The sequence below is a fragment of the Bifidobacterium callitrichos genome, assembly GCF_008698085.1.
GTDB classification, from domain to species: Bacteria; Actinomycetota; Actinomycetes; order Actinomycetales; family Bifidobacteriaceae; genus Bifidobacterium; species Bifidobacterium callitrichos.
Genome location: NZ_RZJP01000003.1, coordinates 372,357 through 398,339, shown reverse-complemented (window position 1 = coordinate 398,339; position 25,983 = coordinate 372,357). Strand labels below are relative to the sequence as shown.

Genomic DNA, 25,983 nt, shown 5'->3' with positions numbered 1-25,983 from the left:
GTCCGCCGCTGGAACGGAGACAGGTGATTGTGATTGGCGAAGGTCTCTCCGCGTGAAGGCCGATGCCGTGCCCCGATGCCGTGTCGTCGGCGGTCCTCGGTCGCGCGACACGCCGATTGTTGCATATGCAACTGTTGTATACGGAACGTATTACCATGGCCGTCGGCAAAGGTTGCATATGCAACAATTCATCTGTGATGGACCGTCGACACCAGCACGACACTGCCCTGCAGGGTCCTGCAGTGCAGTACAGGGCAGTGCGTCAAGGCGGTTCGTCGCGGATCAACGGCAGTGAAGTGGAGGAGATATGGACAAACACATCCTCAGCTTCGACCTGAGGGCCCTGGTCAAATCGCTCAACCGCCTGCTGAGCGAGACGATGCCCGAAACGGCGCGCATCGCCACCGGCGGCAACGCCCGCATCATCATGTTCCTCGCCCGCAACCGCGATCGCGACATCTACCAGCACACGATCGAACAGAAGTTCTGCATCACGCGGTCCACCGCCTCGCGCGTGCTCGCGCTGATGGAGAAGAAGGGTCTGATCGAACGCGTGCCGGTGGAGCATGACGCCCGGCTCAAGAAGATCGTCCTGACCGACAAGGCCGATGCCATCGTGAGCATCCTCATCGAGAACGGCGAGCGGATCGAGCAAAGACTGGTCGACGGCTTCTCGGACGAGGAACGGACGGCGCTCGCCGGCTACGTCTCGCGCATGCGGGCGAACATCGACGCCGCACGGTGCGAGTTCGAGGAACGCGAATCCGCCGATGACGGGACCGATGGCACCGGCGCAAGCGCCGGCGCCGGCGACGGAGCCGACAGGGTCGAGCGAAACGACATGGATACGAACGAAACGAAGGAGGAGCACGAGTGAGCGACAACACTCCAACGAAGACCGCGGCCGCGGCGGGCACGGACGCCGAGGCGGCCGCGACCGAGGCCGCGATCGAAAGGTCCCGTAAGGCCGTGGCACCCGCCAGGCCGAAGCACATCATCCGCACACTGGCCGGATCGATGCGCGAATACAGGAAGGAAAGCCTGCTGACGCCGCTGTTCGTCGTCGTCGAGAGCGTGTTGGAGATCGTGATCCCCACGGTCATGGCCTCGCTGATCGACCAGGGCGTCACCGGCGGCAACATGAACGCCATCGTCAAGTTCGGTCTGATCCTCCTGTGCTGCTCGGCGGTTTCGCTCATCACCGGCTTCCTCGCCGGAAAGTTCGCGGCGATCGCGGCCGCCGGCTTCGCCAGGAACCTGCGCCACGACCAGTTTGAGAAGGTGCAGGCGTTCAGCTTCACCAACATCGACCGCTTCTCCACCGGCTCGATCATCACCCGTCTGACGACCGACGTGACGAACCTGCAGATGGCGTACGGCATGATGATCCGCATGGGCGTTAGAGCACCGATCATGGTGATCGTCGCCTGGATATTCTCGTTCCGCATCTCCCCGTCGATCTCGATGGTGTTCCTCGCCTGCATCCCGATTCTGGCGATCGGCCTGTGCGGACTCGCCGTGCTCGTCCATCCGGTCTTCGAGCGCGTGTTCCACACGTACGACGCCCTGAACAACGTCGTCGACGAGAACCTGCAGGGCATCCGCGTGGTCAAGTCCTACAACCGCGAGGACTTCGAGGTCTCCAAGTTCGATCGCATCTCGCAGCGCATCTTCAAGGACTTCAAGCTCGCCGAACGCATCATGAGCTTCAACAGCCCGATCATGATGTTCTGCATCTACGCCTCGATGATCATGATCTCGTGGATGGGCGCCCAGCAGATCGTCGCCTCCGGCAACAACGCCGCCATGGGACTGACCACCGGCGACCTGACGGCCCTCGTCACCTACGCGATGCAGATCCTCATGGCCATGATGATGCTCTCGATGATCTTCGTCATGATCATCATCTCCCAGGCCTCCGCCGAACGCATCTGCCAGGTGCTGCAGGAGGAGAGCACCGTCGTCGACCCGGCCAGCCCGGTCATGGAGGTCGCCGACGGCTCCATCGAATTCGACCACGTCATGTTCCGCTACTCGGACAACTCCGAGAAGCCGGTGCTCGACGACATCAGCCTGACGATCCCGTCCGGCGCGACCGTCGGCATCGTCGGCGGCACCGGCTCCGCCAAGTCGAGCCTCGTCCAGCTCATCCCGCGCCTCTACGACGTGACCGGCGGCTGCCTCAAGGTCGGCGGCCGGGACGTGCGCGACTACGATCTGGAGACCCTGCGCGATCAGGTGGCGATGGTGCTGCAGAAGAACATCCTCTTCTCCGGCACGATCACCGAGAACCTCAAGTGGGGCAACCCCCAGGCCACGGACGAGGAGATCCGCCACGCCTGCCAGCTCGCGCAGGCCGACGGATTCGTCAGCGAGTTCCCCAAGGGCTACGACACGTACATCGAACAGGGCGGCACCAACGTCTCCGGCGGCCAGCGCCAGCGTCTGTGCATCGCCCGCGCGCTCCTGAAGAAGCCGAAGATCCTCATCCTCGACGACTCCACTTCGGCCGTCGACACGAAGACCGACAAGCTCATCCGCGAGGCCTTCCACCACGAGATCCCGGACACGACGAAGATCATCATCGCCCAGCGCGTCGCCTCCGTGCAGGAATCCGACATGATCCTCGTCATGGACAACGGACGCATCATGGCGCGCGGTACGCACGACGAGCTGCTCAAGACCTGCGACGAATACCGATCCATCTACGAGTCGCAGACCCGCAACACCGCCGCCGGACAGGCCGAACTCGACCGGCTCGAACAGGCCGAACAGGAAGCAAAGGACCAGGAAGCAAAGGAGGAGACCCGATGAGCGGCAACGACACCAAGCGCGACACCCGCGACACCCGCGACGCGCAGGACAAGCAGACCTTCGCCGGCCGCAAGCCGGCCATGGGCAAGCCGGCGCCGGGCACCACCAAGCGCCTCTTCGGCTACATCCTCTCCTACCGCTGGCACGTCGTCACCATCGTCGCATGCATCCTCATCGGCGCGGTGGCGCAGGCCGGATCGGCGCTGTTCCTCCAGTCGCTCATCGACACGTACATCATCCCGATGGTCGGCGAAACGAACCCCGACTGGAACCCGCTGATCCGCGCCATCACCCTGATGGGCTGCCTGTACGTGGCCGGCATCGTCGCGTCGTGGGCATGGCAGTACCTCATCGTCGCCGTCGAGCAGGGCACCCTGAAGAAGATCCGCGACGACATGTTCGCCCACCAGCAGAAGCTGCCGATCCGCTACTTCGACACCAACGAGCACGGCGACATCATGAGCCACTACACCAACGACACCGACACCCTGCGTCAGGCGATCAGCCAGTCGTTCCCGCAGATGTTCGCCTCGCTGATCTCCGCGCTTGCCGCGGTCATCTCGATGCTGTGGCTGTCCGTGCCGCTGACCCTGTTCGTGCTCGCGTTCACCGTGATGCTGTTCTTCATCATCAGGGCGATCGTCGGCCGCGCCGGACGCTTCTTCGTCCAGCAGCAGCGCTGGATCGGCGACGTCAACGCGTTCGTCGAGGAGTCCGTCAACGGACAGAAGGTCATCAAGGTCTTCAACCACGAGGACGCCACGCAGAGGACCTTCGACGAGAAGAACGACGAGCTGTTCGCCGCATCCGCCGAGGCGAACACGTGGGGCAACGTCACGATGCCGGTCGTCGGCAACATGGGCTACGTGCTCTACATCCTGCTCGCCATCATCGGCGGCGCGATGGCGCTGTCCGGCGTCGGCAACTTCGGCCTGTCCGGCTCCGGCCCGCTGACCATCGGCACGCTGGTCTCCCTGCTGACCCTGTCCCGCTCGTACATCAACCCGCTCGGACAGGTCTCCATGCAGCTCAACATGGTGATGATGGCCCTGGCCGGCGCATCCCGCATCTTCGCGCTGATGGACGAGCCGGTCGAGACCGACGGCGGCACCGTGACGCTCGTCAACGTCGAACTCGACGAGGACGGCGTGACGATGCGCGAGGTCGATCATGAGACCGGCCACTGGGCGTGGAAGCGCGAGGCCGGCGACGACGGCACGCGTTCGATCAAGGCCGCCGAGAAGCTGCACGGCAAGGCCCGTGAGGTTGCCCTGAAGGCCAGGGAGCACGCCATCACCTCGCCCGACGGGCGTCTCACCCTGCTGCAGGGCGACGTGCGCTTCACCGACGTCACGTTCGGCTACAACCCCGACAAGCCGGTCCTGCACGACATCACCTGGTTCGCCAAGCCGGGCCAGAAGATGGCGCTCGTGGGCGCGACCGGTGCCGGCAAGACCACCGTCACGAACCTCATCAACCGGTTCTACGACATCCAGGAGGGCCAGATCCTCTACGACGGCATCGACGTGAAGAACATTGCCAAGCCCGATCTGCGCCGCTCGCTCGGCATCGTGCTGCAGGACGTGAACCTGTTCACCGGCACCGTGATGGACAACATCCGCTACGGTCGACTCGACGCCACCGACGAGGAGTGCATCGCCGCGGCGAAGCTGGTGAACGCCGACGGCTTCATCCGCATGCTGCCGCAGGGGTACTCCACCGTGCTCGAGGGCGACGGCTCGGGCCTGTCGCAGGGTCAGCGCCAGCTGATCTCGATCGCCCGCGCCGCCGTGGCCGACTCCCCGGCGCTGATCCTCGACGAGGCCACCTCGTCGATCGACACGCGCACCGAGGAGGTCGTGCAGGCCGGCATGGACGCGCTGATGAAGGGACGCACGGTGTTCGTCATCGCCCACCGTCTGTCCACCGTGCGCAACGCCGACGTGATCATGGTCCTCGACCATGGCCGCATCATCGAACGCGGCAACCACGACGAGCTCATCGCCCTGAAGGGCGAGTACTACCAGCTCTACACCGGCGCAGTCGAGCTCGAGTAGTCGCCGCTAGTCGCCGCTAGTCACCACCGGCGGGGCGGATGGCCGCAGGTGGTGACTAGCGGGTATGTGGTCTACCGGTTGTCTGAGGAGCCGTTGGAGCCGTCGGAATCGTCGGAGCCGTTCCCCTCCTCGCCGAGGAGCTTGGAGAGTTCGGCGTCCCAATCGGTGCCGGTGGAACCGGGTGCGGGGGAGCCCTCCGCACCCGACCGGGAGGAGGATTCCCCCTTGACGGAGTCGGAGGAATCGGCATCCGAGCCGGCGGTGGCTCCCGCCGTGCCGGCCGTCGCGGCATCATCGGCCAGCGTCGGCAGCAGATCCGGATGCGACCACTTCGCGTCGCGCCCCTCGTTGCCTTCGGCGGAGGTGATCATCTCCCACAGGGCAGCCGCCTCGCGCATGCGCTTCGGACGCAGTTCCAGACCGAGCAGGCTTTCGAAGGTGCGCTCGGCCGGGCCACCGGTCGCACGCTCGCGGCGCATCATCTCACGCAGCTGCTCGATGTGCGGCAGGTGCGCCATGCCGGCGCGCCACACCACGCAATCGACCCATCCCTCGACCATCGCGAGCATGGTCTCTATGGAGCGCAGCGCCTCCTTCTGCTCGGGAGTATCGGGAATGCCGACCTTCGTGAGGTTCACCGCACTGGAGATCGAATCGGCGTCGAGCGCACCCGCGTCGCGCAGCTGTTCCTCCATCGCGTCCAGATCGATGGAGATGCCGCGCGCGTACTTGCCGAGCAGCGCCTCGAAGCGCGGCATCAGCCACGGCACCGCGGAGTAGAGGCGTGCGTGCGCGGCCTCGCGCAGGGCGAGGAACGACATGACCTCGTCGGCCGGAATTGTGTCGTTCGGGCGCACGATCTCGGCGAACAGCGCCTCGGTCTGCGGGTCGGACGCCGGGTGATGCGGCGTGCCGGTGCCCTCGGCGTCGGTGCCGTCGACACTGTCCGACTTGGATTCGGTCTGCGGGGCGGCGGCCGACGTGAATCCGATCGGATTGCCGGTGCCATTGCTGGCGGAATCACCGGCACCGACGTCGCCGGCCTCAACTCCGTCCCCGGCCTCGCCGTTGAGCTGCTTCGTGTACTCCTCGACGTTCTGAACGACCAGTGCGCCCGCCGGATTGGACAGCAGCGCGATGCCCTGATCGAAGCCGCCGTGCACCTCGCGGCTCAGCGTGCCGGCCGCGTTGCCCAGCTGCATCGCGAACGAGGTGTTGCCCAGCAGCTTGACCAGCTGCTTCGGATCCTTCATGCCGTCCGGGATCGGAATCGGGATCGGACCGGCGAACATGCCGGCGACCTCGCCGTTGAACGCATCGCCCAGACGCTCCGAGATCACCGCGGCCAGGGCGTCGCCCATCGACGAGGCCACGGGGGAGGCGAATTTCGCCCACGCCTCCAGCGTGCCCTCCACCCAGCCGGCGCGGGTGAGCGCCTGCGCCTCTCCCGGTGCCGGATCGAACTCGCATGCGGTGTCGAGCCACAGGTTCGCCTCGCTCATCGCGCGACGCACCTCACCGCCCTCTACGGCGGAGACCGACGTGCGCGAGCCATTCGCGTTCGCCTGCTGCAATGCCAGCGACTTGGCGAGCTTCACGTTGATCGGCCCCTCCTCGACCACGTGGGCCATGTCTCCCATCGTGTTGAGGCCGCCGGCCGTGAACGCGGCCATCATCTGCTGCACCTCGGCCGGATTCGGCAGCGTGCTCGGATCCTGGCTCATGAGCTGCTCGCGGATCGAATCGGGCAGCTGGGAGATCTGCTGCCACGCCATCTCGCCCTGGACCGGGCCGAAGCATTTGATCAGCCACTCGTGAATTGCGTTCTCGTCCATATCGGAACCTCTTGGTCGTTCGCGGTCTTTTCCTGCCATTCTAGGGGGCACAGGCGTCCGGCCGCATGTTTTTCCGCGTAAAGCAAGCGCTGGTATCATGCGCGGTATGCCGTTCCTGAATTCGATCGTCGATATCCTGCGCCGCGTGCCGAAGATCCCGGCCGCAATCGGCAGGTACCTGACCACCCGCTCGCCCCGATTCCTCGCAGGTTTCCTCGCCGTCGCCCTGTGCGTGCTGGTGATGTGCCTGCCGAGCGCCTACTCGGTCGAATGGCCCGGGCCGACGCGCGATGTGCTCGGCACGGTCGGCGGCGACGGCAAGTCCGTCGACGACCAGGTGATTCAGGTCTCCGGCGCCGACACGCACAAGGACTCCGGCAAGCTGTTGCTCGTCACCGTCTCCGCCAACGGCGTGCCCGGCTATCCGGTGACCAACGCCGAGGTGCTGTGGGGATGGATCGCCCCCGATCGCGTCGTCATGCCGCGCGAGGCCGTCGTGCCGGTCGGCCAGACGACGGAGGAGTACAAGAAGGAGACCGACAAGGAGATGTCCAGCTCGCAGTCGAACGCGATCAAGGCCGCCGAACGCTTCCTTGCAGCGAATGCGGACGTCGCCGAATCGGCCGGTCTGACGGGCGCCGATCTGTCCAAGCTCAAGGTCTCGATGCACGTCGACGACATCGGCGGTCCGTCCGCCGGCATGATGTACACGCTGGGCCTGATCGACAAGCTTACGCCCGCCGACGAGACCGGCGGCAAGACGATCGCCGGCACCGGCACGATCGACGCCAAGGGCAAGGTCGGGTCGATCGGCGGCATCAGGCTCAAGATGCTCGGCGCCAAGCGCGACGGCGCCACATGGTTCCTCGCTCCCGAGGCCAACTGCGGCGAGGTCGTCGGCCACGTGCCATCCGGCCTGCGCGACGTGAAGGTCTCGACGCTCGACGAGGCGTACGACGCGCTCGTCGCGATCGGCCAGGGCAAGGGCGACTCCCTGCCCCACTGCACGGTCGACACGGTCGACAAGCAGACCAAGCGGTAGCCGTCCCATATTTCAGCGATTTAATCGCGTGTTAACGCCGCTGTTCGTCGTGTGTTGCTATTCTTGACTCTCGTGAATGAAACCGCATCACAGAACGCAGAGGAATTTGGCTTCAAGCCCGGCGACATCGTGCAGGAATGGCTGTGGGATGATGACGTGGATGACTCGATCAGGGAGAAGATCGAGAATCTGACCGGTGAGGATCTCGTCGACGAGGACTACGATTCCGCCGTGGACGGCGTGATTCTGTGGTGGCGCGACGGCGATGACGAGGACGAGCTGTCCGACACGATCGTCGACGCGTACGCGGTCGTCGGCAACGACGGTCCGCTGTGGGTCCTGACCCCCAAGCCCGGCCGCCCGGGTGCCGCCAGCTCCTCGACCGTCCAGTCCGCCGCGAAGACCGCCGGCATGAACGCCGCGACTCCGCTGACCGTCAGCCCCGACTGGAACGGCATCCGCCTGCGCGCCTTCGGCAAGGGCCGCTGAGCGTCTTTCTGTTCCCCTGCGGTACCGGTCCCACCGAATCCCGCAGGATGAGTTTTGACGCGAACGTGACATGCATGTCCGTTCGCCGGCGATGACCTTGGTACGCCGACCTGTTCGACAGCGATCTCGAGGACGTGGTGGACGCGCTCGACAGGATGGCGGGGGATGCCGCGTGACTTTTCGTTGTCACGATGTTGTCACAGCGCCATCCTACTGGACGGATAAGGCCCGGAACCGTTGCGGTTCCGGGCCTTATCCTATGTGGGCGATACAGGACTCGAACCTGTGACATCCACCGTGTAAAGGTGGCGCTCTAACCAACTGAGCTAATCGCCCGCAGACATTTAACCATAGCGCAACCCGGGCACAAGCCGCAAGCCTGATGGGGGCGAATGGGGCCGGATGGGGGAAGCAACGCGAAAAGCGCCGGTCAGTGGAGGAAACACCCCTATTGGGAGCCGTCGTCGGCGGGAAAACGGCGGCCCGGTGGTGAAAACGCCGTGATATTTCCCTGTTGATCGACGCCGAATGCGCTCATGCGTCTCAACAGTCACGTAATGTGGCACACAGTATCGTATGTTCCTTGAGGAGGTTTGAAGCCCATGGCGCAGCAATCCGAAGCCGGAATCCCCAGGGCGGGCAAGCGCAAGTGGGGATACGACCCCGACCAGGTGGACGAGTTTCTGGATAAGGCGCACAAGCTGTACGAGAGCGACGACGCGCAGCTGACCCAGCAGGACATTCAGAACGTGTCCTTCGAATTGAAGAGGGGAGGATACGTCATCGCGCAGGTCGATGCGGCGCTCGCCAGGCTGGAGCGCGCGGTGGTCGACAAGCAGACCACATGGGAGATCTCCAAACAGGGTCGCGTGGCGTGGAAGGCGCGCACCGAGGAGCTGTACCGCGAGATCGCCGGCCATGCCGACCGGGGGGAGGGCGAGCGGTTCGCGCCCGGGCGGGGCAAGTCCCCCTCTTACGATCGCAGGCAGGTCGATCGTCTGATCGACCGGATCGTCGACAAATGCGCCGCCGAACTCGGCGTGGACGGCGCCGAGAAGGATCCCAAGCTCGACGTCATCACCCCCGACTACGTGGCTGACTCCGTGTTCACCCAGCGCAAGGGCAGGAAGGGCTATGACGAGCGTCAGGTCGACTACTTCCTCAACTCCTGCGTGGAGCTGCTGAGCCGCATCGAATCCTTCGACCGTATCTCCGACTACATCGCCGCCGACGGCGCCGCCGACGGTTCCGCCGCCTCGATCGGCTCCCAGCCGCGCCCCCGCGCGGTGCCGATGGAGGCAGAGGCGTCCATCGCATCCGCCGCGCAACCCGTCGCATCCGCTGCGAACGCTGCATCCTCCGCCGCGCAGTCGGCCACCGCGATCGCCGGCGGACAGGTCGCGCCCCTGTTTTCCGCCGACGCCCGACGCCGTTCGACCGACGGCGACGACGACACCCCGCACGGCTACGCGCCATCCGTCAAGGCCGATGAGGCGGCAAGCTTCAACGCGCTGAGCCAGGCCGAGCAGAGCCTGTTCTCGGCATCGGCCACGGCATCGGCGTCGACACCGTCCGTGCCGCCAGCCGAACCGGTCGCGTCGGTCGCATCGACTCCGGTGGCGCCGCTCTTCCCGGTCGCCTCGGCCGCGCCCGCGACCTCCGCCACAGCCCCGACCGCATCGACTGCCTCGGTCGTCTCGGTCGCCCCGATTGCTCCGATCGTCTCTCCCGTCGTCCCGGTCACCGCGGCACCCGTGACATCCTCGCCGACGTTTACGCCGTCCTTCGCCCCCGCGGCTTCGGTCACGATCCCGACCGCGGCACCCGTGACGCCTTCGTCGACGTCGGCGCCGGCGTCGTACACCACGCCGACGGCTCCGATCGAGATGCCGCCGTCGTTCGCGACGCCGCCGTCCCCGTCCCTCACCCCGTCCGCATCGCCGAAACCGGCATCCCCGGTTCCCGCACAGTCGGACGACAAGTACACGACCTCCTCGCTGAATGCGCTTGCGCAGATGGCCGAGGCCTCCCAGGAGTTTCCGAAGGTGAACGGCACCTCCCCGTTCGAGCCGCACATGCCGAGCCTCGACGTGCCCAACACCTTCACCTCGATGCCGGCGGTCACGCCGTCCGCCCCGGCCTCGGCGCCGTCCGCGCCCGTCGCGTCCTCCGCCACGGCATCGCCCGCCCCATCATCCACCTCACCGTCGGTCTCCACGTCCGCCGCGATCCCGTCCTTCGCGCCCGCCGCGAAGCCGGAACGCGGCTCCACGCAACCCCCGCAGCCGCCCTTCTCGCTGCTGTCGGCCAACAACCACGATCTCGGCATCCCCGACCTCTCGTTCCCGTCCATCAACGGAAACATGTCGGATGACATACAGGACACGACAAAGAAGGAACAGTGATCCACAGCAACACCGTCGTCGTACTCGGGTCTACCGGTTCGATCGGCACCCAGGCTCTTGACGTCATCTCCCGTCATCCCGAACGATTCACCATCGTCGGCCTTGCGGCCGGCGGTTCGCACATCGATCTGCTCGCCCGCCAGGCGGCTCGCTTCCGTGTGCCGCAGGTCGTCATCAACGACACGTCCAAGGTCAAGGAACTGCGCGAGGCCCTCAATCAGGCCGGCGCCCCCTACACGCAGGTGCAGGCCGGCCACGATGCCGTCGTCGCGATGGCCGGTTTCGGCGCCTCGGTCGTCCTCAACGGCATCACCGGCTCGATCGGTCTCGAACCGTCGATCGCCGCACTGAAGGCCGGATCGCAACTGGCTCTGGCCAACAAGGAGTCCGTCGTCGCCGGCGGACACCTCCTGTTCGGCGCGCGCGTGCGCGAGGACCAGATCAATCCGGTCGACTCCGAGCACTCCGCGATCTGGCAGTCGCTGCGCTCCGGCACGCACGCCGAGGTCGCCCGCCTCATCGTCACCGCCTCCGGCGGCCCGTTCCGCGGCATGAAGCGCGAGCAGATGACCGACATCACCCCCGAGCAGGCGCTGCACCACCCCACGTGGAACATGGGTCCGGTCGTCACCATCAACTCGTCCACCCTGATGAACAAGGGCCTCGAGGTCATCGAGGCGTCGCGCCTGTTCAACGTGCCGCCGGATCGCATCGACGTGACGGTCCACCCGCAGTCCATCGTGCATTCGATGGTCGAGTTCGTCGACGGCGCCACCATCGCGCAGGCGTCGCCGCCGGACATGCGCTTGCCCATCGCGCTGGGCCTGTCCGCGCCGGATCGCATGACGAACGTGGCCGCCGCATGCGATTGGACCAAGGCGGCCTCGTGGACGTTCGAGCCGCTCGACGACGAGGCGTTCCCCGCCGTCTCGCTCGCGCGCCACTGCCTGATGGCGTCGGAGAAGCACACCGCGGTCCTCAACGCCGCCAACGAGCAGGCCGTGCATGCCTTCCTTGACCATCGTCTCCCGTATCTCGGCATCGTCGACACGGTCAAGGCCGTGCTCGACCAGATGGACGCCGAACTGCGAGGCGACCCGCTGTTCCGTGACGTGGAGGAAATGGAACAGCTCGAGCGCGAGGCCCGCCGCCGCGCAGACGACCTGATAGACAAGCAGTGATGAATACGTTGAACACGTTGAGTACCGATCCCGTTTCCAAACCGTTCCGCAAGACCGGCGACCCGGTCACGCTCACGAGCGAGTCGCCGCTGCACCCGCGTCGCAAGTCGCGCCGCATCATGGTCGGCCCGGTGCCGGTCGGCGGAGGGGCGCCGATCTCCGTCCAGTCGATGACGAACACGCTCACCGCGGACGTGCCGGCCACGCTCCAGCAGATCGCCGAGCTGACCGCCGCCGGCTGCGACATCGTGCGCGTGGCCGTGCCCAGCCAGGACGACGCCGACGCGCTGCCCGAGATCTGTAGGAAGTCGCCGATCCCGGTCATCGCGGACATCCACTTCCAGTCGAAGTACGTGTTCCAGGCGATCGACGCCGGATGCGCGGCCGTGCGCGTCAACCCGGGCAACATCCGCAAGTTCGACCAGGTAGGCCCCGACATCTGCAAGGCCGCGACCGACGCGGGTATCTCCCTGCGCATCGGCGTCAACGCCGGATCCCTCGACAAGGAGCTGTACGCCAAGTACGGTGGCCCCACGCCCGAGGCGCTCGTCGCCTCCGCGCTGAAGGAGGCGCACATGTTCGAGGACGTCGGCTTCCACGACTTCAAGATCTCCGTCAAGCACCATGACGTGATCACCATGGTCCAGACCTACCGTCTGCTCGCCTCGAAGGGCGACTGGCCGCTGCATCTGGGCGTCACCGAGGCCGGTCCGCAATGGCAGGGCACGATCAAGTCGTGCCTCGCGTTCGGCGCGCTGCTCGCCGAGGGCATCGGCGACACGATCCGCGTCTCCCTCTCCGCGCCTCCGGTCGAGGAGGTCAAGGTCGGCTGCAAGTTGCTTGAATACATGGGCCTGCGCCCGCGCAAGTTCGACATCATCTCCTGCCCGAGCTGCGGACGCGCGCAGGTGGACGTCATCCAGCTCGCCTCCGCCGTGACTGAGGGCCTCAAAAACGTGACCGCCCCGATCCGCGTGGCCGTCATGGGCTGCATCGTCAACGGCCCCGGCGAGGCGCGCGAGGCCGATCTCGGCGTCGCCTCCGGCAACGGCAAGGGCCAGATCTTCATCAAGGGCAAGGTCATCAAGACCGTGCCCGAGGATCAGATCGTCGACACGCTGCTGGAGATCGCCAACGACATGGCCGCGCAGATGGAGGCCGAAGGCAAGGTGCCGGACGGCTCCACCGGCCCGGTCGTCGTGCCCATCCAGCATCCCAACCGCCGCAACGGCTGAGGACGCGCCTTGACCTATCCCGCCCCGTGGTCCTTCTGGCGTCGGCTGACGGTCAGCCTGCCCATCTTCATCATCCTGATGGGCCTGCTCGTCTCCGTCTCCAACCTCACCACCGTCCCGTGGAACAACGATCCCACCGGACAGACCATCGCCACGCTCACCGACGACACGGCCGTCACGTTCGACACGGACGCGGCGGCCGGTGACGGCGACGCGGGCGGCGTGGGCGGGCATACGCTCGACCGCGCGGGCACGTACGAAGTCGAGGAGCGAGCCATCGAACTGACCATGCGCCGCGACGGCACGCAGGTCGGCGGGCCTCGCAGCGTCGCCGTGGATCCGGACGCGGACGCCACCTGGAAGGTGCAGGGGTCGGGCGCGGACGAGACGCAGACCATCACCGTGCTGATACGCGAGCCGGTCGAGGCCTCGGGCAAACCGGTCAGGCGTCCGGGCGTGGTCTTCATGCACGGCGCCGGATTCGGCACCGCATACAATTCGTTCGGCGACATGGCCACCACGCTCGCCTCCGCCGGATTCGTCACCGCCGTCATCGACAAGCCCGTCTGGTCCACCTCCGACGTGACCCGCGACTATCCGGCGTCCGCGCGCGTCTACGACGCCGCCATCGACCTGCTGCGAGGCTTCGAGAACGTGGACGTCGACAAGGTCGGCATCTACGCGACCAGCGAATCGACGTGGATCAGCCAGTACCTGCTCGCCGACGATCCGGACATCGCCTTCCAGGTGCTGTTGAGCCCGATGGTGTTCACGCCCCGCCGATCGCTCGGCTTCTTCATCTCCCAGGACTTCGCGCTCGTCGGCGCCAACGACGGCTACCAGTCGATCGTCCGGCGCGTGTTCAACGCCGACACCGCCCTGTTCGGCCTGACCAACTTCGACCTCGACCTGCCCGAATCGCACGCCTACGCGATACCGACGCTCGTCGCCTACGGGTCGAAGGACGTGATGACCGCACAGGTCGAAGGCGTCAAACACATCCTCCTCGAAGCGCATCGGGCCGGCAACTGGGACGTCACCGTACGCAGCTACCCGGTGGCCAACCACGTGCTGCGCGTCGGCGACGAGGCGGAGACCGGCACGAAGTTCGCCGACCAGTACGTCGACGACGTCACCTCATGGGCCTTGGGTACGGTCGCGGGGCTCACGCAGACCAGCGAGCGCGTCGCCGGCGACGTGATCTACCAGTCGATCGCCGTGCCCGACGATCTGACGCCCAGACGGTCGCTGACCGTCTATGGCGCGATCCTGCACGCGGGAATGCTGGTGCTGCTCGTCGCCACGGCGCTCGCATGGCTTGCGGCGCTGTGGCGGCACGCGGCGTTCCGACTGCGCCGCGCCAACCGCGGGGTGCGCTACCCGGGGCTGGGATTCCGGCACGGATTCGGCAACGCCCTCATCACCCTCGCCGTCACCACGATGGCCACGCTGCTGCTGTTCGCCTCCGGTTTGGGGCAGGTCATCATGGGCGTGGTCAGGCTCGCATGGGGCGCCGCGCCGGCCGAGGAGCCCGGGGTCATGTGGTGGAGCTGGCCGGTCATTCAGATCGTGTGCACGCTCGTCGTCTGGGCGTGGTCGCGCGTGTTCGCTCGGCTCATCGAAGTGGCCACCGAACGCGGCATCCTCGCATGGCCGCCGCGGGCGGGATCGATCCGCGGCGTGGTCAGCGGCGCCGAACCGGTGCTCGCCACCACGCGCTTCGGCCGCGTGCTGTTCTGGCTCACCGCCGTCACGATGCTGCACGTGCTGTTCTTCTTCGCCTTCTGGGGCCTGTTCGTCTACTGAGGGGATCAATCGCCCATGCCGTTGTACAGGGATGAAGGGGTGGTGCTGCGCACCGCGAAGCTGGGGGAGGCCGACCGCATCATCACCCTGCTGACCAGAGGCCACGGCAAGGTGCGTGCCGTCGCCAAAGGCGTGCGACGCACCAAATCGCGCTTCGGCGCGCGCCTCGAACCGTTCATGCGCGCCGACCTGCTCATCGCGCAGGGACACTCGCTCGACGTCGTCTCGCAGGCCGAATCGATCGCCGCCTACGCCGGTCCAATTAGCGCCGACTACGACGCGTACACCGCCGCGAACGTCATCGTCGAAACGGTCGACAAGCTCGTGAGCACCGAGGAGGAGCGCGTCGCCGGACAATACCGGCTGCTCGTCGGGGCGTTGAACGCGCTCGCCAGGCATGCGCACGCGCCATCGCACATCTCCTCGTCCTACGTGATGCGCGCCCTCGCGCTCGCCGGCTGGGAGCCGCGCCTCAGAACCTGCGTGGTGTGCGGGGAGAGGCCCGCGATGGATGATCGATCGAACGGCTTCGCCTTCGGCATGTACCTGTCGATGCCGGCCGGCGGTCTCATGTGCGGCAAGGACCACACGCCCGAATCGCACCGGCTCTCGCCGCTCGCGCTCACGCAGCTGCGCGCGCTCGTCGACGGCGACTGGGCCACGCTCGACGGCACCGAGCTCGCGCAGGAAACCGAACGTGAAGTGGAGGAATGGGCCGAGTACTATCTCGAACGCCCCCTACGTTCCATGCGACTGCTAGATTGACAGTCATGGCTTTCGAAAACGTCGACTACACTTCGCTGGACATTCCCGCGGCACCATTCTCCGACCCTTCGCGCATCCCCGATTTCCCCAAGGACAAGGTGCCTCGCCACGTGGGCGTCATCATGGACGGCAACGGACGCTGGGCCAAGCAGCGCGGCATGATCCGCACCAACGGCCATCAGGCTGCCGAACCGGTCGTCTTCGACACGATCGCCGGCGCGATCGAGGCCGGCGTGCGCTATCTGAGCCTGTACACGTTCTCGACTGAGAACTGGAAGCGCAGCCCGCAGGAGGTGCGCTTCCTCATGGGCTTCTCACGTGAGATTATCCACCGCCGCGTCGCGCAGATGGACGACTGGGGCGTGCGCGTGCGCTGGTCCGGACGCCGTCCGAAGCTGTGGAAGTCGGTCATCGACGAGCTTGAGGTCGCGATGGAGCGCACCAAGCACAACAAGGTCATCGACGTGGTGTTCTGCATCAACTACGGAGGTCGCGCGGAGATCGCCGACGCCTGCGCCGCGATCGCGCGCGAGGTGCGCGACGGGCGCATCTCCGGCGACCGCGTCACCGAGAAGATGATCGCCGACCACCTCTACAATCCGGACATCCCGGACTGCGACCTCGTGATCCGCACCTCCGGCGAGCAGCGCACGTCGAACTTCCTGCCGTGGGAGGCCGCCTACGCCGAACTCGACTTCGTGCCCGAACTGTTCCCCGACTGCGGCCGTGAGGTCCTGTGGCGCTCCATCGACCACTACATCCACCGCGACCGTCGCTTCGGCGGCGTCAAGAAGTAGGACGTGAGGCCTGTCGGCGAGCTGACTGGGGGAGAAACCGCGTTTCCTAGGCACATTTTGCATTTCCTAGGCAGGTCCGTCCGCATTGAATTGGAAGCCACGTTTCGGAATGTCTTGATTTCCTTATGTTTTGGAGTCGGTTCCATATCCGGTTTCCGACGACACCTGCCTAGGAAATGCAAAAAGTGCCTAGGAAACGCAGCCGGAACGGCATAGGGATGCCAGGCGGTCGGTGAATTCCTTGAGGAACCGCTGCACATCGACCTGAAGGGCCACGTGGACGCGCGGGGCGTCCGGGGTGACGAGGCCCGCGGGGTCTCCCGTGGTGCGCCCGCGCACGCCGTGGAAATCGCCGGTCACGGTCTCGGCCTTCAAAGCGATGTCGAAGCAGCCGACGAGCGTCGGGTCGAGTGCGACCGCGGCCGCCAATGGATCATGCAGCGGCATGCCTCCGGCGAAGATCGTCGGATCGGCCTCGAGATTCGCCGCGATGGAGAACTCGGCGAGACCGGCGAGGAAACGACCGCGGGCTCCGACGGCCGTCTCTCCGATGGCCCGCCACCGTGCGGCGGCTTCTCTGGACAGCAGGCACTGATGCGTCACATCGAGACCGACCATCGTCACGTCCGCGCCCGAATGGAACACGCGGTCCGCGGCCTCGGGATCCTGGATGACGTTCGTTTCGGCGACCGCATCCCAGCAGTTGCCCGGCTGGGTGAGCGTGCCGCCCATCATCACGAGTCGCAGCTTCGGCGCGATGTCCGGCGCCTTGGCGAGGGCCGCATCCACGTCGGTCAGCGGTCCGGTGGCGAGCACGGTGACGTCGTGCCCGTATGCGCGCACCTGTTCGATGAGGAAGTCGATGCCGCAGGTGCCGGAGGGGACGTCCTGCTCCGACGAGAGTCGTGCCGCCGGCTCGGCGGCGATATCGGTGGTGGTCCCGGTGACGGTTCCGATACCGGTCTCATGCGGTGGGGCGGCCGGCACGGCCGGATTCGCATGCGGGTCGTCCAGTGGATACCCTCCTACCGAGACGATGCCGTGCGGCTGCGAATGCGTGGGCCATGCGGATTGTGCTGTCTGCGGATGCGAGCCGCATGCCGGGCCATGCGCCGTGACGACATGTGCGGCGATGTCGGTGCGGACCGCGGTCCGGCCGCTCAATCCGCCCAGTCCGTCCGTACCGTGGAACTTGGCGCATCCGGCGTCGGGAATGAACGAGTCGGCCCATGAGGGATGCGTCGAGCCGTGGAACACGGGCACGTCGTCGGCATGGCCGAACAGATCGAGCACGTATCGCGTGTTTGCGAACGCGGTCGGCTCGTCCACGTTGCCGTAGCCGGCGAGCACGCCGAGCAACTCGCATTCGTGCGGCAAGGCGAGCAGATACGCCAGCGCCATCGCGTCGTCAACGCCGGTGTCGACGCAGGCGACGATGCGGGTGGGGGAGTGGGGCATGGCATGTCTCCTTTCAGTGCCGTGACGACAAAGCGCCCGCGAACGGGCGCTTTGCTGCTCATTGTGTTCCCGGATCGCGGGACTACTTGCCAAGGAACTCGTTGGTGGCGAAGTCCTTGGTGTTCGGCGCCTCGTGGATCACCTTGTCGTGGCTGTCCGTGTAGGCGTCCTCCTCGGCAAGGAAGTCGAAGTACTTCTGCGGTTCGACGAAGTCGTTGGTGCCGAGCACGAACGAGCCGTCCTTGATCTTGGCCGGGTCTCCCCAGTACTGGCCGTCGACGATGGTCTGCATGCTCTTCTTGACGAAGTCGACCTTGAGGTTGGCCTCAGGGGCCTCGTCGACGAGGATCTGCGCGGCGTCGTCCGGGTGCGAGTAGGCGTACTCGTAGCCCTTCTGCGTGGCCTGCGTGAACTTCTTGACCAGATCCGGGTTCTCCTTGATGGTCTTGTCGCTGGTGATCACGCCGATGGCGTCCGCGTTGCCGGGAACGCCGTAGTCGGGCTCGGTGAAGCAGTTGAGCTTCGGGCCGTACATCTCGGCCTGCACGCCCTCCCAGGTGGCGTAGAAGCCGCCGAAGTCGGCCTTGCCGGACTGGAGCGTCTGGAACGTGGAGGTGCCGACGGTGACCTTGTCGAACTCGCCCTTGCCGCCGTCGGTCTGGATCATGCGGCGCACCACGGCGTCGGACTCGTTGGAGCCGAACGTGGCGAAGGTCTTGCCATCGAGGTCCTTCGGGGACTTGATGGCCGTGTTGGAGGCGAGCGCGCACCAGATGGCGCTCGGCTTCTGCTGGACCTGCAGCACCTGCTTGAGGTGCGCGCCCTTGATGTTGTACATGCCCACGTTGGTGAGGTTGGACAGCGCGAAGTCGGCGTTGCCGTTGTTCACGGCCTGCTCGGCGCCGGCCTGAGCCACGGCCACGATGTCGACGTCGAGGCCCTGATCCTTGAACCAGCCCTTGTTCTTGGCGACGTAGACGCCGATGTGGTTGGTGTCGGGAGCCCAGGACAGCATGAACGTGACCTTCTTGAGGTCGCCGTTCGAAGCGGAGGAGGAAGAGGTGTCGTTGCTCTGGCCGCACGCCGCAAGACCGATGGTCATGGCGAGGGCGCCCACGAGGGCGATGGCCTTGTTCACAAGGCTGTGCTTCATGATGAATCCCTAGTTCGTTGTTCTCTCGATCGTTCTCTGGGTGACGCTTCGGGCGGATGATCGGCAGAGAACGATATGGAGGGCCTGACGATCCGCCCGACCGACGCCCCGGCGTCTCCCAGTCGAAGCGCTAGAAAAGGGGAGAGGCCGTTTGCCACACGTCGGACAAGCGCCCCCCATTATAGAAGACAGGCACTACCTCTCTCACCGGCCCACTCTGACGAGGGGGCTCCCGGCCGGAGCCGGGTGGGGGAGAGAAGCATGAGCGGCCCGAATGGGCCGCGGGAAACGCAGTATCGGCCGTGCGGCCGATACTCACCACTCACTGATCCGCATCCGGATCCGTGTCCTCGCCCACCGGGCCGAGCAGCACGCGCTCGCTGATGTTCACGGCGATGAGCAGCAGACACGTCATCGCGATGATCGTGAACGTGGCGGAGAAGATCAGCGGCGTGCGGAACGAGTTGTACGCGGCCTGCAGCCAGATGCCGAGACCCTTGCGCGCGCCCAGATACTCGGCCGTCGAGGCGGTGGCGAAGATGTAGGCGGCGGTCACGCGAATGCCTCCGTAGATCTGGCGGGCGGCGACGCGCAGCTTGACATGCCACAGCGTCCACACGCGCGTGGCGCCGCAGGTCAATGCCACGTCCTCGTAGAACTGCGGCACCGCCTCCAGTCCGCGCACGGTCTGCACGGCGACGGGGAACAGGCCGAACACGGCCGTGATGACGATCTTGCCCTCGGTCTCGAATCCGAACCAGATGAGGAACAGCGGGGCGATGGAGATGAGCGGCATCGTCTGCGCGGCGGCGAGCAGCGGATAGAACGCCGCGTTGAACACGCGCGAACAGTACAGGCCGATGCCGATGAGAATGCCGAGCAGCACGGCGAACAGGAAGCCGGTCACACCCTCGTAGGTGGTCACGGCGGCGGCCGGTCCGAGCGTGGGCCACACCTCGATGGTGGCCTGCGCGATCTCGCTCGGCGCGGGGATCATCGTCGAGGGCACGTGTCCGATGCGCACCCACGCCTCCCAGATGGAGAACAGTGCGATGACGGCGATGATGGTGGGGATGCGGCGTCTGACGCGCGCGACGATGGACATTTAAGGGTTCACCTTGCCTTCCGTGGCGCCGGCCTGTCCGACGCCTGATGCCGGGGCGTGGAGCAGTAAGGTGAGGAGCCTGCGCGCCAGCCGGACATGACTAACCGCGTCACAGTATAGCGACGCGGTTAGTCCGGCAAGGGGATGGTTTTGAGAGAGGCTTACTCCAGTCCGATGGACTTCAGGTGGTGGAGCTTCAGCGAGTCGACCTTGAGCGAGCCGGATTCGGCCACAACCCTGATCGCGCGCGGGCCCTCGGAGGCGTACGAGTAGGAGCTCAGCACCTGACGGCCGCCGTTGACGTACACCTCGACCGAGCCGCGGTCGACGAACACGCGCAGCTCGAGCCTGCCGGAGGCGAGCTCGGCCTCGGTCAGCGGGGCGACGCGGTAGCCGCGGTCGCCGTGCCTCATCGCGCCGCGATCCACGACGACCGCACCCAGCTGGTCGTCGTACGCGACCGACGTGTACGCGCCGTCCTCGGTCGCGTGGACGCGCAGGCCAGCGCGCTCGGCGGTGGAGGCGTCGAGGTCGATCGTCATCTCGATCTCGACCGCCTCGGCGTCGTCGGCGATCGTGCGCTCGCCGTCCCTGTCGAGGGTGATCGCGCCGTGATCGAACGTGTCGGCGCGCAGGCCCTCCATCTCGGCGACCGGCGCGGTGACGACGTCGCCGTCACGCAGGGTGATCTCGCGCGGCAGGGTCAGCTGGCCGCACCAGCCGTCCTCCTCCATCGGGATCGGCTGGACGAACGGGCTCATCCAGCCGTAGACGATCTGACGGCCCTCGCCGCCGTGCTCCGGGCCGTTGACGTGGAACGACTGCGGCGCGTAGTAGTTGTGGCCGCAATCCCACAGGCGGAACTCGGTCTCGGGCTTGAACGCCTCGCCCGGCTCCCAGGTGCCGATCATGTAGCCGGCATTGTTGACGTTGCGGTTCATGAAGCCCTGAGGCTTCGAACCCATCGCGGAGAAGCCGATGACCCACTTGGTGACGCCATGCTCGTCACGAATCGGGAAGAAGTCGGGGCACTCGAGCATGAACACGTCCGGGTCCGGGTGCTCGAACAGCACGCGCTCGTAGGTCCAGCGCACCATGTCGTCGGAGGAGAACAGCCACATCTGGCCGCGGCGCTCGGCGGAGGAGACGCCGAAGGTCATGTACCACTTGTCGCCGGTCTTCCACACCTTCGGGTCGCGGTAGTGGTGGTCGACCTTGTCGGTCGGGCAGTCGATGATCATGCCCTGCTTGGTGGCGGAGGTGAGCTCGTCGTTGTCCGGGGTGGCGAGCATCTGCACCTGCCAGTCGCCGCCGGTGTTGTCGTGGCCGTTGGCCCAGCGGTGGCCGGTGTAGTAGAACTTGAGATCGCCGTTGTCGTCGATTACGGCGGAGCCGGAGAACACGCCGTCCTTCTCCTGCTCGAGCGAGGGCGCGAACATGATCGGCTCGCGCTTCCAGTCGACCATGTCGGTGGAGGAGACGTGGCCCCAGTGCATCGGGCCCCACTGGGTGCCGTACGGGTGCAGCTGGTAGAAGACGTGCCAGCGGCCCTTGTAGTAGGTCAGGCCGTTCGGGTCGTTGATCCAGCCGCCGTTCGAGGCGATGTGGAATTTCGGGTACCAGCGGTCGTTGCGCTTGGCGGCGAGCGCGGCGACGCCCTCCTCGGCGCGGGCGAGTTCGGCGGCGTGGTCGCGGATCGGGGTGAGCACGGGGGAGTCGGGGGTGAAGTCGGTGGTCATGATGCACTTCCTTGTGAGTATGGGTGTGGTTGCGGTTGTGGTTGCGGTTCGGTGCGGATGTGGGATTGCGCCCGACCGGACGGGGAAGGGGGAACCGTCACGGTCGGACGCAAGTGTGGTGTGTGATCAGGCCTTGGCCGCTTCCATGGCCTTGAGCTGGCGATCGGTGTAGAACGGGTCGCCGCCGACCTCCTGATCGTCCTTCTTGATGATGAAGAAGCCGTAGATCAGGGCGAGCAGGACGATGCCGGAGATCACCCAGAAGGTCACGCGGGAGCCCATGTCGTTGGCCGGCATGAGGGCGGCCATGTAGTCGTGGAAGGCGCCCATCGGGGTGGAGAAGATGACCTGGCCGATCTGCGAGGCGATCTGGAAGCCGACCATGTAGAGCGTGGCGGACAGCTTGGTGTCGAAGTGCAGGGTGAAGTAGCGGAACGCCGGCAGGCAGAACAGCGGCACCTCGATGGAGTGGAACAGCTTGACGATGGAGACGGTGATCGGGTCGTGGAACACGCCGCACAGGCCGATGCGGGCGAACATGACGAACGCGCCGAGCAGCAGGGCGTTGCGCACGCCGATCTTCTTCATGATGATCGGCACGACGCCCATCATCGCGGACTCGAGGAAGACCTGGAAGCTGTTGAGCACGCCGTAGGTGCTGTTGCCCATCTCGGTGGTCGGGAACAGGCCGGCGTAGTAGTTCGGGAACATCTGCTGGTCGAACACGACGTAGAAGGTGTTGGTGAACAGCATGAAGACGACGAGGATCCACAGGGTCGGCATCTTCAGGACGCCGAGCATCTCCTTGAAGGACGGGTTGGTCGGGGCGGCGTTCGGATCAGCCTCCTTCTTGAGCTCCTCACGCTGCTCGGACGGGATCCAGAACGCGTAGATGAGCAGCATGCCGAGGCCGCAGGCGGAGCCGACCCAGAAGTTGATCAGCGGGTTGATGTTGAACAGGAAGCCGGCGCACAGGGCGACGATCGCGTAGCCGAAGGAGCCCCAGGCGCGGGACTGGCCGTACTCGAAGCCGAACTTGCGCGAGTAGCGTTCGGTGACCGCCTCGAACAGGGAGCAGCCGGACATGAAGCCCGCGGACAGGACGATCGAGCCGACCAGGACGCCCAGGAAGCGGGTGGTGCCGCCTGCGGTGAGCATCGGCATATAGATGAACTGGACGAACGGTCCGACGAGCGCGGCGATGATCGAGATGAAGACGACGAGCTTGCGCTTGATGCCGAGCTGGTCCTGGATCACGCCGTAGACGAACATGATGATCAGCGTGGCCAGCGAGTTGATCGAGTAGATCTGGCCCTGCTCGGCGGAGGTCATGCCGAGGCCGTGCGTCGGGTCGGTCAGCCACCTCGAGAAGAAGGACCACCAGATGCCCCAGGAGCAGAAGAACATGAAGATGCCGAAGGAGCTCTGCAGATAGGAGGGGTTCCTCCATGCGGACTTGGTTGAGCTTGCCATGTGTAATTCCCTTGTCTCTCCCATCCGCTGCCGTGCGGATGGCCATGATGTATGGCGTTTGTCGTATCGGTGCCGGATGCCGGCTGGGGTTCCTCCCGCGGCTGCCACGCCGTGTGGGGAATCGTGTTGACGGTTATCAATATAACGCATCAAACGATTTACGTCAAACGTTCTATGTAGACCGGTTCGACAACAGACGAGTCAACGCGTCAAACGATTGATATAACGCCGTTTTGCCAACCGTCCCAAAACGAGAGCCCGCAACACTCCGGCGTGTCGCGGGCTCGGAAGAACAAGGTCAGCCCCTTCTGACCGACTCCTTCTCGATCAGGGTGCAGTGGATCTTCGCCGGCGCGGGTGCGTCGAGCGGCGGGATCGGCGCGGTCGTCCTCGGCCATTCGCCCTTGTCGAGATCGCGTCCCTCGATCAGCGAGATCAGCTTCGCCGCGGCCCAGTATCCCATCTCGAAGTGCGGCAGCTCGATCGTCGTCAGCTGCGGGGAGAGGGTCTCGGCGAACACGCGGTGGTTGTCGACGCCCACGACGGACAGGTCGCGTCCAACCGTCATCCCGCGCCGCGCCGCGCACTCGTACACGTACCAGGCGCGTGCGTCGTTGAAGCAGAAGAAGCCGTCCGGCCGCTCCCAGTCGAACAGGTCGGATACGGCCGCGAGTGCCGGACCGTTGTTGAGCACGTTGACGACGAGCCGGTCGTCGGGCTTGCGGCCGACGTCCTCAAGCGCGGCGCGATAGCCTGCGAGACGCCCGTGCTGGGCGATCATGTCCTCGCTGCAGCCGACGTACGCGATGCGCTCGCATCCGGCGTCGATGAGCCGGCGGGTTGCGTCGTAGCCGATACGGAACTCGTCCGGTTCGACGCTGGGGACCGGCGCGGAACTGGTGCCGTCGGCGAGGCTGTTGTCATCGTTGCGATCGGTGGCGTCGACGAGCACGACCGGCAGGTCGGCGAGCGCCTGCGGCACGTCGGTGATGCGGTTCGACATCTTCGCGTAGAGGAACCCGTCGGCGCCGTAGCGTTTCAGGGCGGCGATCTCGTCGTCCTCGTCCATGCCGCCGTCGGTGCTGACGGTGATGAGCATGTAGCCGTACTGGCTGGCGGCGGACTGCGCGCCGAGGATCATGCCGCCGGCGTACGGGGTGGTGGCGACCTCCTCGCTGATGAAGCCGAGGATGTGCGTGCGGTTCGTTCTCAGGGAGCTTGCCATCGGGTTGACCCTGTAGCCGAGGCGTTCGGCCACCGCGCGCACGTGCGAGGCGATCGCCGGCTTGACGCGCCCCTCGTCGCGGTGGTTCATCACCAGCGACACCGTCGAAACCGAAACCCCCGTCTCCTGCGCGATCTGCTTCATCGTAACCATACGTCAAACGATACACCGTATGTCTGGCGTGATCCCGAACTGACTCGCTATACGTACATTCGTACGCATCGGGATGGTGGCATTTCCGGCCGGTCCCGAGTGTGCTTTGCCGCCGATGGCTATTGGTAGTGGTCGCGCGCGGACAGGATGCAGAGCCTGTCGCCGCTGACCGTGTATATGATGCGATTCGCCGAATCGATGCGACGGGACCATGCGCCGGACAGCTCCCATTTGAGTGGCTCCGGCTTGCCGATGCCCTCGAACGGGGTGCGCATGGCATCCCGGATCAGGGTGTTGATGCGTTTGAGGGTTTTCCTGTCCTGTGACTGCCAGTACAGATAGTCGTTCCACGCGTCTTCGGTCCAGCACAGCAGCATGGTCACCGATCGTCCTCCGGGGTGGGGTCGATCAGATCGTGCTGTGCGACGTATCCATCGCGCACCTGCGCCAGACCGCGTGCGACCTTGTCGAGCAGATAGGGGTTGTGGTATACGCGCAACGTCTCCATCAGCGAATCGTAGTCGGCGGCGCTCATGACGACCACGTTGTCCTCCGGATTGGTGTTGGTGACCAGCAGCATGTCCGCGTCTTCGTTGACCTTGCGCATATAGGATTTGAGGTCGTTGCGGAAGGCGCTGTATGTGACGGCCTGTACCATGGTTCCTCCTTGGTTGTTGTACAAGATATTGTACAACAACCAAGGAGGAACCTTCTCGCGCATGGTCATCGCACGACGGGGCGGGTGATGGGTCTTGTGTAACAAGATGGCGTTCGGCCGCCGACCGCCAGTGGGACGCGGATAGCATGGGGCTATGAGACAGTTTCTGACGCAATGGCTGATACTGACCGTGGCCGCCGCCGTGATGGTGGTGCTGCTGCCCGGCATGACGACGGTGGGGGAGCCGCCGATCCTCGGTATCGCCGTGTTCTCCCTGTTCATGGCGCTGATCAATGCATCCGTCAAGCCGGTGATGCAACTGGTCTCCCTGCCGGTCACGATCCTCACGTTCGGCGTGTTCTATCTGGTGGTCAACTGGCTGTGCATGCGGCTCGCCTCGTGGTTCGCGCTGAGCCTGTTCGGCGTCGGAGTCTACGTGCACGGCTTCCTGTGGGCGACGATCGGCTCGATCATCATGGCCATCGTCTCCGGCATCGTCGGCGCGATCATCGGCGATTGATATGCATTTCAGACATATGAAAAGCCCCGCGGCTTTGAACCGCGGGGCTTTTCATCTATATGGTCAGCCGATG

The 25,983-nt window shown here is 65.6% G+C and carries 21 protein-coding genes and 1 tRNA gene; 12 read left to right on the top strand and 10 right to left on the bottom strand.

What is annotated here, in order from left to right:
* The first annotated feature begins 307 nt into the window (after positions 1 to 307).
* From EMB92_RS08665 to EMB92_RS08655, 3 genes are all read left to right on the top strand, one after another.
* Positions 308 to 877 carry a MarR family winged helix-turn-helix transcriptional regulator gene (locus EMB92_RS08665; RefSeq protein ID WP_150394535.1) on the top strand — a complete coding sequence of 190 codons (570 nt, stop codon included), beginning with the start codon at positions 308 to 310 and terminating at the stop codon, positions 875 to 877.
* 140 nt (positions 878 to 1,017) lie between these two features.
* Entirely contained in the window at positions 1,018 to 2,814 is a 1,797-nt protein-coding gene (locus EMB92_RS08660) for an ABC transporter ATP-binding protein (RefSeq protein WP_223847655.1), read from the top strand.
* A complete protein-coding gene (locus EMB92_RS08655; protein ID WP_150394533.1) occupies positions 2,811 to 4,871 on the top strand; it encodes an ABC transporter ATP-binding protein in 2,061 nt (686 codons plus the stop codon). Before EMB92_RS08660 ends, EMB92_RS08655 begins: the two co-directional genes overlap by 4 nt.
* Positions 4,872 to 4,942: 71 nt before the next feature.
* On the opposite strand, the gene EMB92_RS08650 is transcribed toward EMB92_RS08655, so the two are convergent.
* Complete coding sequence (locus EMB92_RS08650) at positions 4,943 to 6,706, bottom strand: zinc-dependent metalloprotease (RefSeq protein ID WP_150394532.1); 1,764 nt, start codon at positions 6,704 to 6,706, stop codon at positions 4,943 to 4,945.
* Positions 6,707 to 6,812: 106 nt separating this feature from the next.
* On the opposite strand from EMB92_RS08650, the gene EMB92_RS08645 reads away from it, so the two are divergent.
* Both EMB92_RS08645 and EMB92_RS08640 read left to right on the top strand, forming a co-directional pair.
* Complete coding sequence (locus EMB92_RS08645; protein ID WP_150394531.1) at positions 6,813 to 7,748, top strand: YlbL family protein; 936 nt, start codon at positions 6,813 to 6,815, stop codon at positions 7,746 to 7,748.
* Positions 7,749 to 7,820: 72 nt separating this feature from the next.
* Positions 7,821 to 8,237, top strand: coding sequence for a DUF3052 domain-containing protein (locus EMB92_RS08640; RefSeq protein ID WP_043165149.1), 417 nt, complete (start codon positions 7,821 to 7,823; stop codon positions 8,235 to 8,237).
* 262 nt (positions 8,238 to 8,499) lie between these two features.
* Here the strand turns inward: EMB92_RS08640 and EMB92_RS08635 are convergent.
* A tRNA-Val gene (locus tag EMB92_RS08635) sits at positions 8,500 to 8,573 on the bottom strand.
* Between the two features lie 266 nt (positions 8,574 to 8,839).
* On the opposite strand from EMB92_RS08635, the gene EMB92_RS11520 reads away from it, so the two are divergent.
* The 6 genes from EMB92_RS11520 to EMB92_RS08605 all read left to right on the top strand — a co-directional run bounded on the left by EMB92_RS11520 (position 8,840) and on the right by EMB92_RS08605 (position 16,426).
* Positions 8,840 to 10,642, top strand: coding sequence for a DivIVA domain-containing protein (locus EMB92_RS11520; protein WP_190973623.1), 1,803 nt, complete (start codon positions 8,840 to 8,842; stop codon positions 10,640 to 10,642).
* Positions 10,642 to 11,823 (top strand): 1-deoxy-D-xylulose-5-phosphate reductoisomerase, encoded by a 1,182-nt coding sequence (gene dxr, locus EMB92_RS08625; protein ID WP_150394585.1) that lies wholly within the window; start codon positions 10,642 to 10,644, stop codon positions 11,821 to 11,823. The genes EMB92_RS11520 and dxr overlap by 1 nt, the downstream gene beginning before the upstream one ends.
* Positions 11,823 to 13,058 (top strand): flavodoxin-dependent (E)-4-hydroxy-3-methylbut-2-enyl-diphosphate synthase, encoded by a 1,236-nt coding sequence (gene ispG / locus EMB92_RS08620; RefSeq protein WP_150394530.1) that lies wholly within the window; start codon positions 11,823 to 11,825, stop codon positions 13,056 to 13,058. Before dxr ends, ispG begins: the two co-directional genes overlap by 1 nt.
* Positions 13,059 to 13,136: 78 nt before the next feature.
* Entirely contained in the window at positions 13,137 to 14,864 is a 1,728-nt protein-coding gene (locus EMB92_RS08615; protein WP_223847654.1) for an alpha/beta hydrolase family protein, read from the top strand.
* A gap of 15 nt (positions 14,865 to 14,879) precedes the next feature.
* Entirely contained in the window at positions 14,880 to 15,629 is a 750-nt protein-coding gene (recO, locus tag EMB92_RS08610; RefSeq protein WP_043165155.1) for a DNA repair protein RecO, read from the top strand.
* Between the two features lie 5 nt (positions 15,630 to 15,634).
* A complete protein-coding gene (locus EMB92_RS08605) occupies positions 15,635 to 16,426 on the top strand; it encodes an isoprenyl transferase (RefSeq protein WP_043165158.1) in 792 nt (263 codons plus the stop codon).
* Positions 16,427 to 16,615: 189 nt separating this feature from the next.
* Here EMB92_RS08605 and EMB92_RS08600 read toward each other — a convergent pair whose 3' ends face one another.
* The 8 genes from EMB92_RS08600 to EMB92_RS08565 form a co-directional block, all read right to left on the bottom strand.
* Positions 16,616 to 17,884 (bottom strand): nucleoside hydrolase, encoded by a 1,269-nt coding sequence (locus EMB92_RS08600; RefSeq protein ID WP_150394528.1) that lies wholly within the window; start codon positions 17,882 to 17,884, stop codon positions 16,616 to 16,618.
* Positions 17,885 to 17,966: 82 nt separating this feature from the next.
* Positions 17,967 to 19,037 carry an ABC transporter substrate-binding protein gene (locus EMB92_RS08595; protein ID WP_043165159.1) on the bottom strand — a complete coding sequence of 357 codons (1,071 nt, stop codon included), beginning with the start codon at positions 19,035 to 19,037 and terminating at the stop codon, positions 17,967 to 17,969.
* A gap of 322 nt (positions 19,038 to 19,359) precedes the next feature.
* On the bottom strand, positions 19,360 to 20,142 hold the full coding sequence (locus EMB92_RS08590) for an ABC transporter permease (RefSeq protein ID WP_043165161.1): 783 nt from the start codon (positions 20,140 to 20,142) through the stop codon (positions 19,360 to 19,362).
* A 161-nt stretch (positions 20,143 to 20,303) separates the two neighbouring features.
* Positions 20,304 to 21,881 carry a glycoside hydrolase family 32 protein gene (locus EMB92_RS08585; protein ID WP_150394527.1) on the bottom strand — a complete coding sequence of 526 codons (1,578 nt, stop codon included), beginning with the start codon at positions 21,879 to 21,881 and terminating at the stop codon, positions 20,304 to 20,306.
* A 126-nt stretch (positions 21,882 to 22,007) separates the two neighbouring features.
* Complete coding sequence (locus EMB92_RS08580; protein WP_150394526.1) at positions 22,008 to 23,354, bottom strand: MFS transporter; 1,347 nt, start codon at positions 23,352 to 23,354, stop codon at positions 22,008 to 22,010.
* A 298-nt stretch (positions 23,355 to 23,652) separates the two neighbouring features.
* Positions 23,653 to 24,732, bottom strand: a complete 1,080-nt coding sequence (locus EMB92_RS08575; protein ID WP_150394525.1) for a LacI family DNA-binding transcriptional regulator — start codon at positions 24,730 to 24,732, stop codon at positions 23,653 to 23,655.
* Positions 24,733 to 24,851: 119 nt separating this feature from the next.
* On the bottom strand, positions 24,852 to 25,109 hold the full coding sequence (locus EMB92_RS08570; RefSeq protein ID WP_043165169.1) for a Txe/YoeB family addiction module toxin: 258 nt from the start codon (positions 25,107 to 25,109) through the stop codon (positions 24,852 to 24,854).
* A gap of 2 nt (positions 25,110 to 25,111) precedes the next feature.
* Positions 25,112 to 25,390: a type II toxin-antitoxin system Phd/YefM family antitoxin gene (locus EMB92_RS08565; protein WP_150394524.1), complete on the bottom strand. Its 279-nt coding sequence runs from the start codon at positions 25,388 to 25,390 to the stop codon at positions 25,112 to 25,114.
* 154 nt (positions 25,391 to 25,544) lie between these two features.
* On the opposite strand from EMB92_RS08565, the gene EMB92_RS08560 reads away from it, so the two are divergent.
* Complete coding sequence (locus tag EMB92_RS08560; protein WP_150394523.1) at positions 25,545 to 25,910, top strand: phage holin family protein; 366 nt, start codon at positions 25,545 to 25,547, stop codon at positions 25,908 to 25,910.
* The last annotated feature ends 73 nt before the right edge of the window (positions 25,911 to 25,983 follow it).

Excerpts from the sequence above, each read along its gene's own strand:
- EMB92_RS08650 (WP_150394532.1), bottom strand. The coding sequence starts at position 6,706 with ATGGACGAGAACGCAATTCACGAGTGGCTGATCAAATGCTTCGGCCCG.
- ispG (WP_150394530.1), top strand. The coding sequence starts at position 11,823 with ATGAATACGTTGAACACGTTGAGTACCGATCCCGTTTCCAAACCGTTC.
- EMB92_RS08665 (WP_150394535.1), top strand. The coding sequence starts at position 308 with ATGGACAAACACATCCTCAGCTTCGACCTGAGGGCCCTGGTCAAATCG.
- EMB92_RS08575 (WP_150394525.1), bottom strand. The coding sequence starts at position 24,732 with ATGGTTACGATGAAGCAGATCGCGCAGGAGACGGGGGTTTCGGTTTCG.
- EMB92_RS08570 (WP_043165169.1), bottom strand. The coding sequence starts at position 25,109 with ATGCTGCTGTGCTGGACCGAAGACGCGTGGAACGACTATCTGTACTGG.
- EMB92_RS08655 (WP_150394533.1), top strand. The coding sequence starts at position 2,811 with ATGAGCGGCAACGACACCAAGCGCGACACCCGCGACACCCGCGACGCG.
- EMB92_RS08645 (WP_150394531.1), top strand. The coding sequence starts at position 6,813 with ATGCCGTTCCTGAATTCGATCGTCGATATCCTGCGCCGCGTGCCGAAG.
- EMB92_RS11520 (WP_190973623.1), top strand. The coding sequence starts at position 8,840 with ATGGCGCAGCAATCCGAAGCCGGAATCCCCAGGGCGGGCAAGCGCAAG.
- EMB92_RS08600 (WP_150394528.1), bottom strand. The coding sequence starts at position 17,884 with ATGCCCCACTCCCCCACCCGCATCGTCGCCTGCGTCGACACCGGCGTT.
- EMB92_RS08565 (WP_150394524.1), bottom strand. The coding sequence starts at position 25,390 with ATGGTACAGGCCGTCACATACAGCGCCTTCCGCAACGACCTCAAATCC.
- EMB92_RS08660 (WP_223847655.1), top strand. The coding sequence starts at position 1,018 with ATGCGCGAATACAGGAAGGAAAGCCTGCTGACGCCGCTGTTCGTCGTC.
- EMB92_RS08590 (WP_043165161.1), bottom strand. The coding sequence starts at position 20,142 with ATGTCCATCGTCGCGCGCGTCAGACGCCGCATCCCCACCATCATCGCC.
- EMB92_RS08560 (WP_150394523.1), top strand. The coding sequence starts at position 25,545 with ATGAGACAGTTTCTGACGCAATGGCTGATACTGACCGTGGCCGCCGCC.
- EMB92_RS08595 (WP_043165159.1), bottom strand. The coding sequence starts at position 19,037 with ATGAAGCACAGCCTTGTGAACAAGGCCATCGCCCTCGTGGGCGCCCTC.
- EMB92_RS08580 (WP_150394526.1), bottom strand. The coding sequence starts at position 23,354 with ATGGCAAGCTCAACCAAGTCCGCATGGAGGAACCCCTCCTATCTGCAG.
- EMB92_RS08585 (WP_150394527.1), bottom strand. The coding sequence starts at position 21,881 with ATGACCACCGACTTCACCCCCGACTCCCCCGTGCTCACCCCGATCCGC.
- recO (WP_043165155.1), top strand. The coding sequence starts at position 14,880 with ATGCCGTTGTACAGGGATGAAGGGGTGGTGCTGCGCACCGCGAAGCTG.
- EMB92_RS08615 (WP_223847654.1), top strand. The coding sequence starts at position 13,137 with ATGGGCCTGCTCGTCTCCGTCTCCAACCTCACCACCGTCCCGTGGAAC.
- EMB92_RS08605 (WP_043165158.1), top strand. The coding sequence starts at position 15,635 with ATGGCTTTCGAAAACGTCGACTACACTTCGCTGGACATTCCCGCGGCA.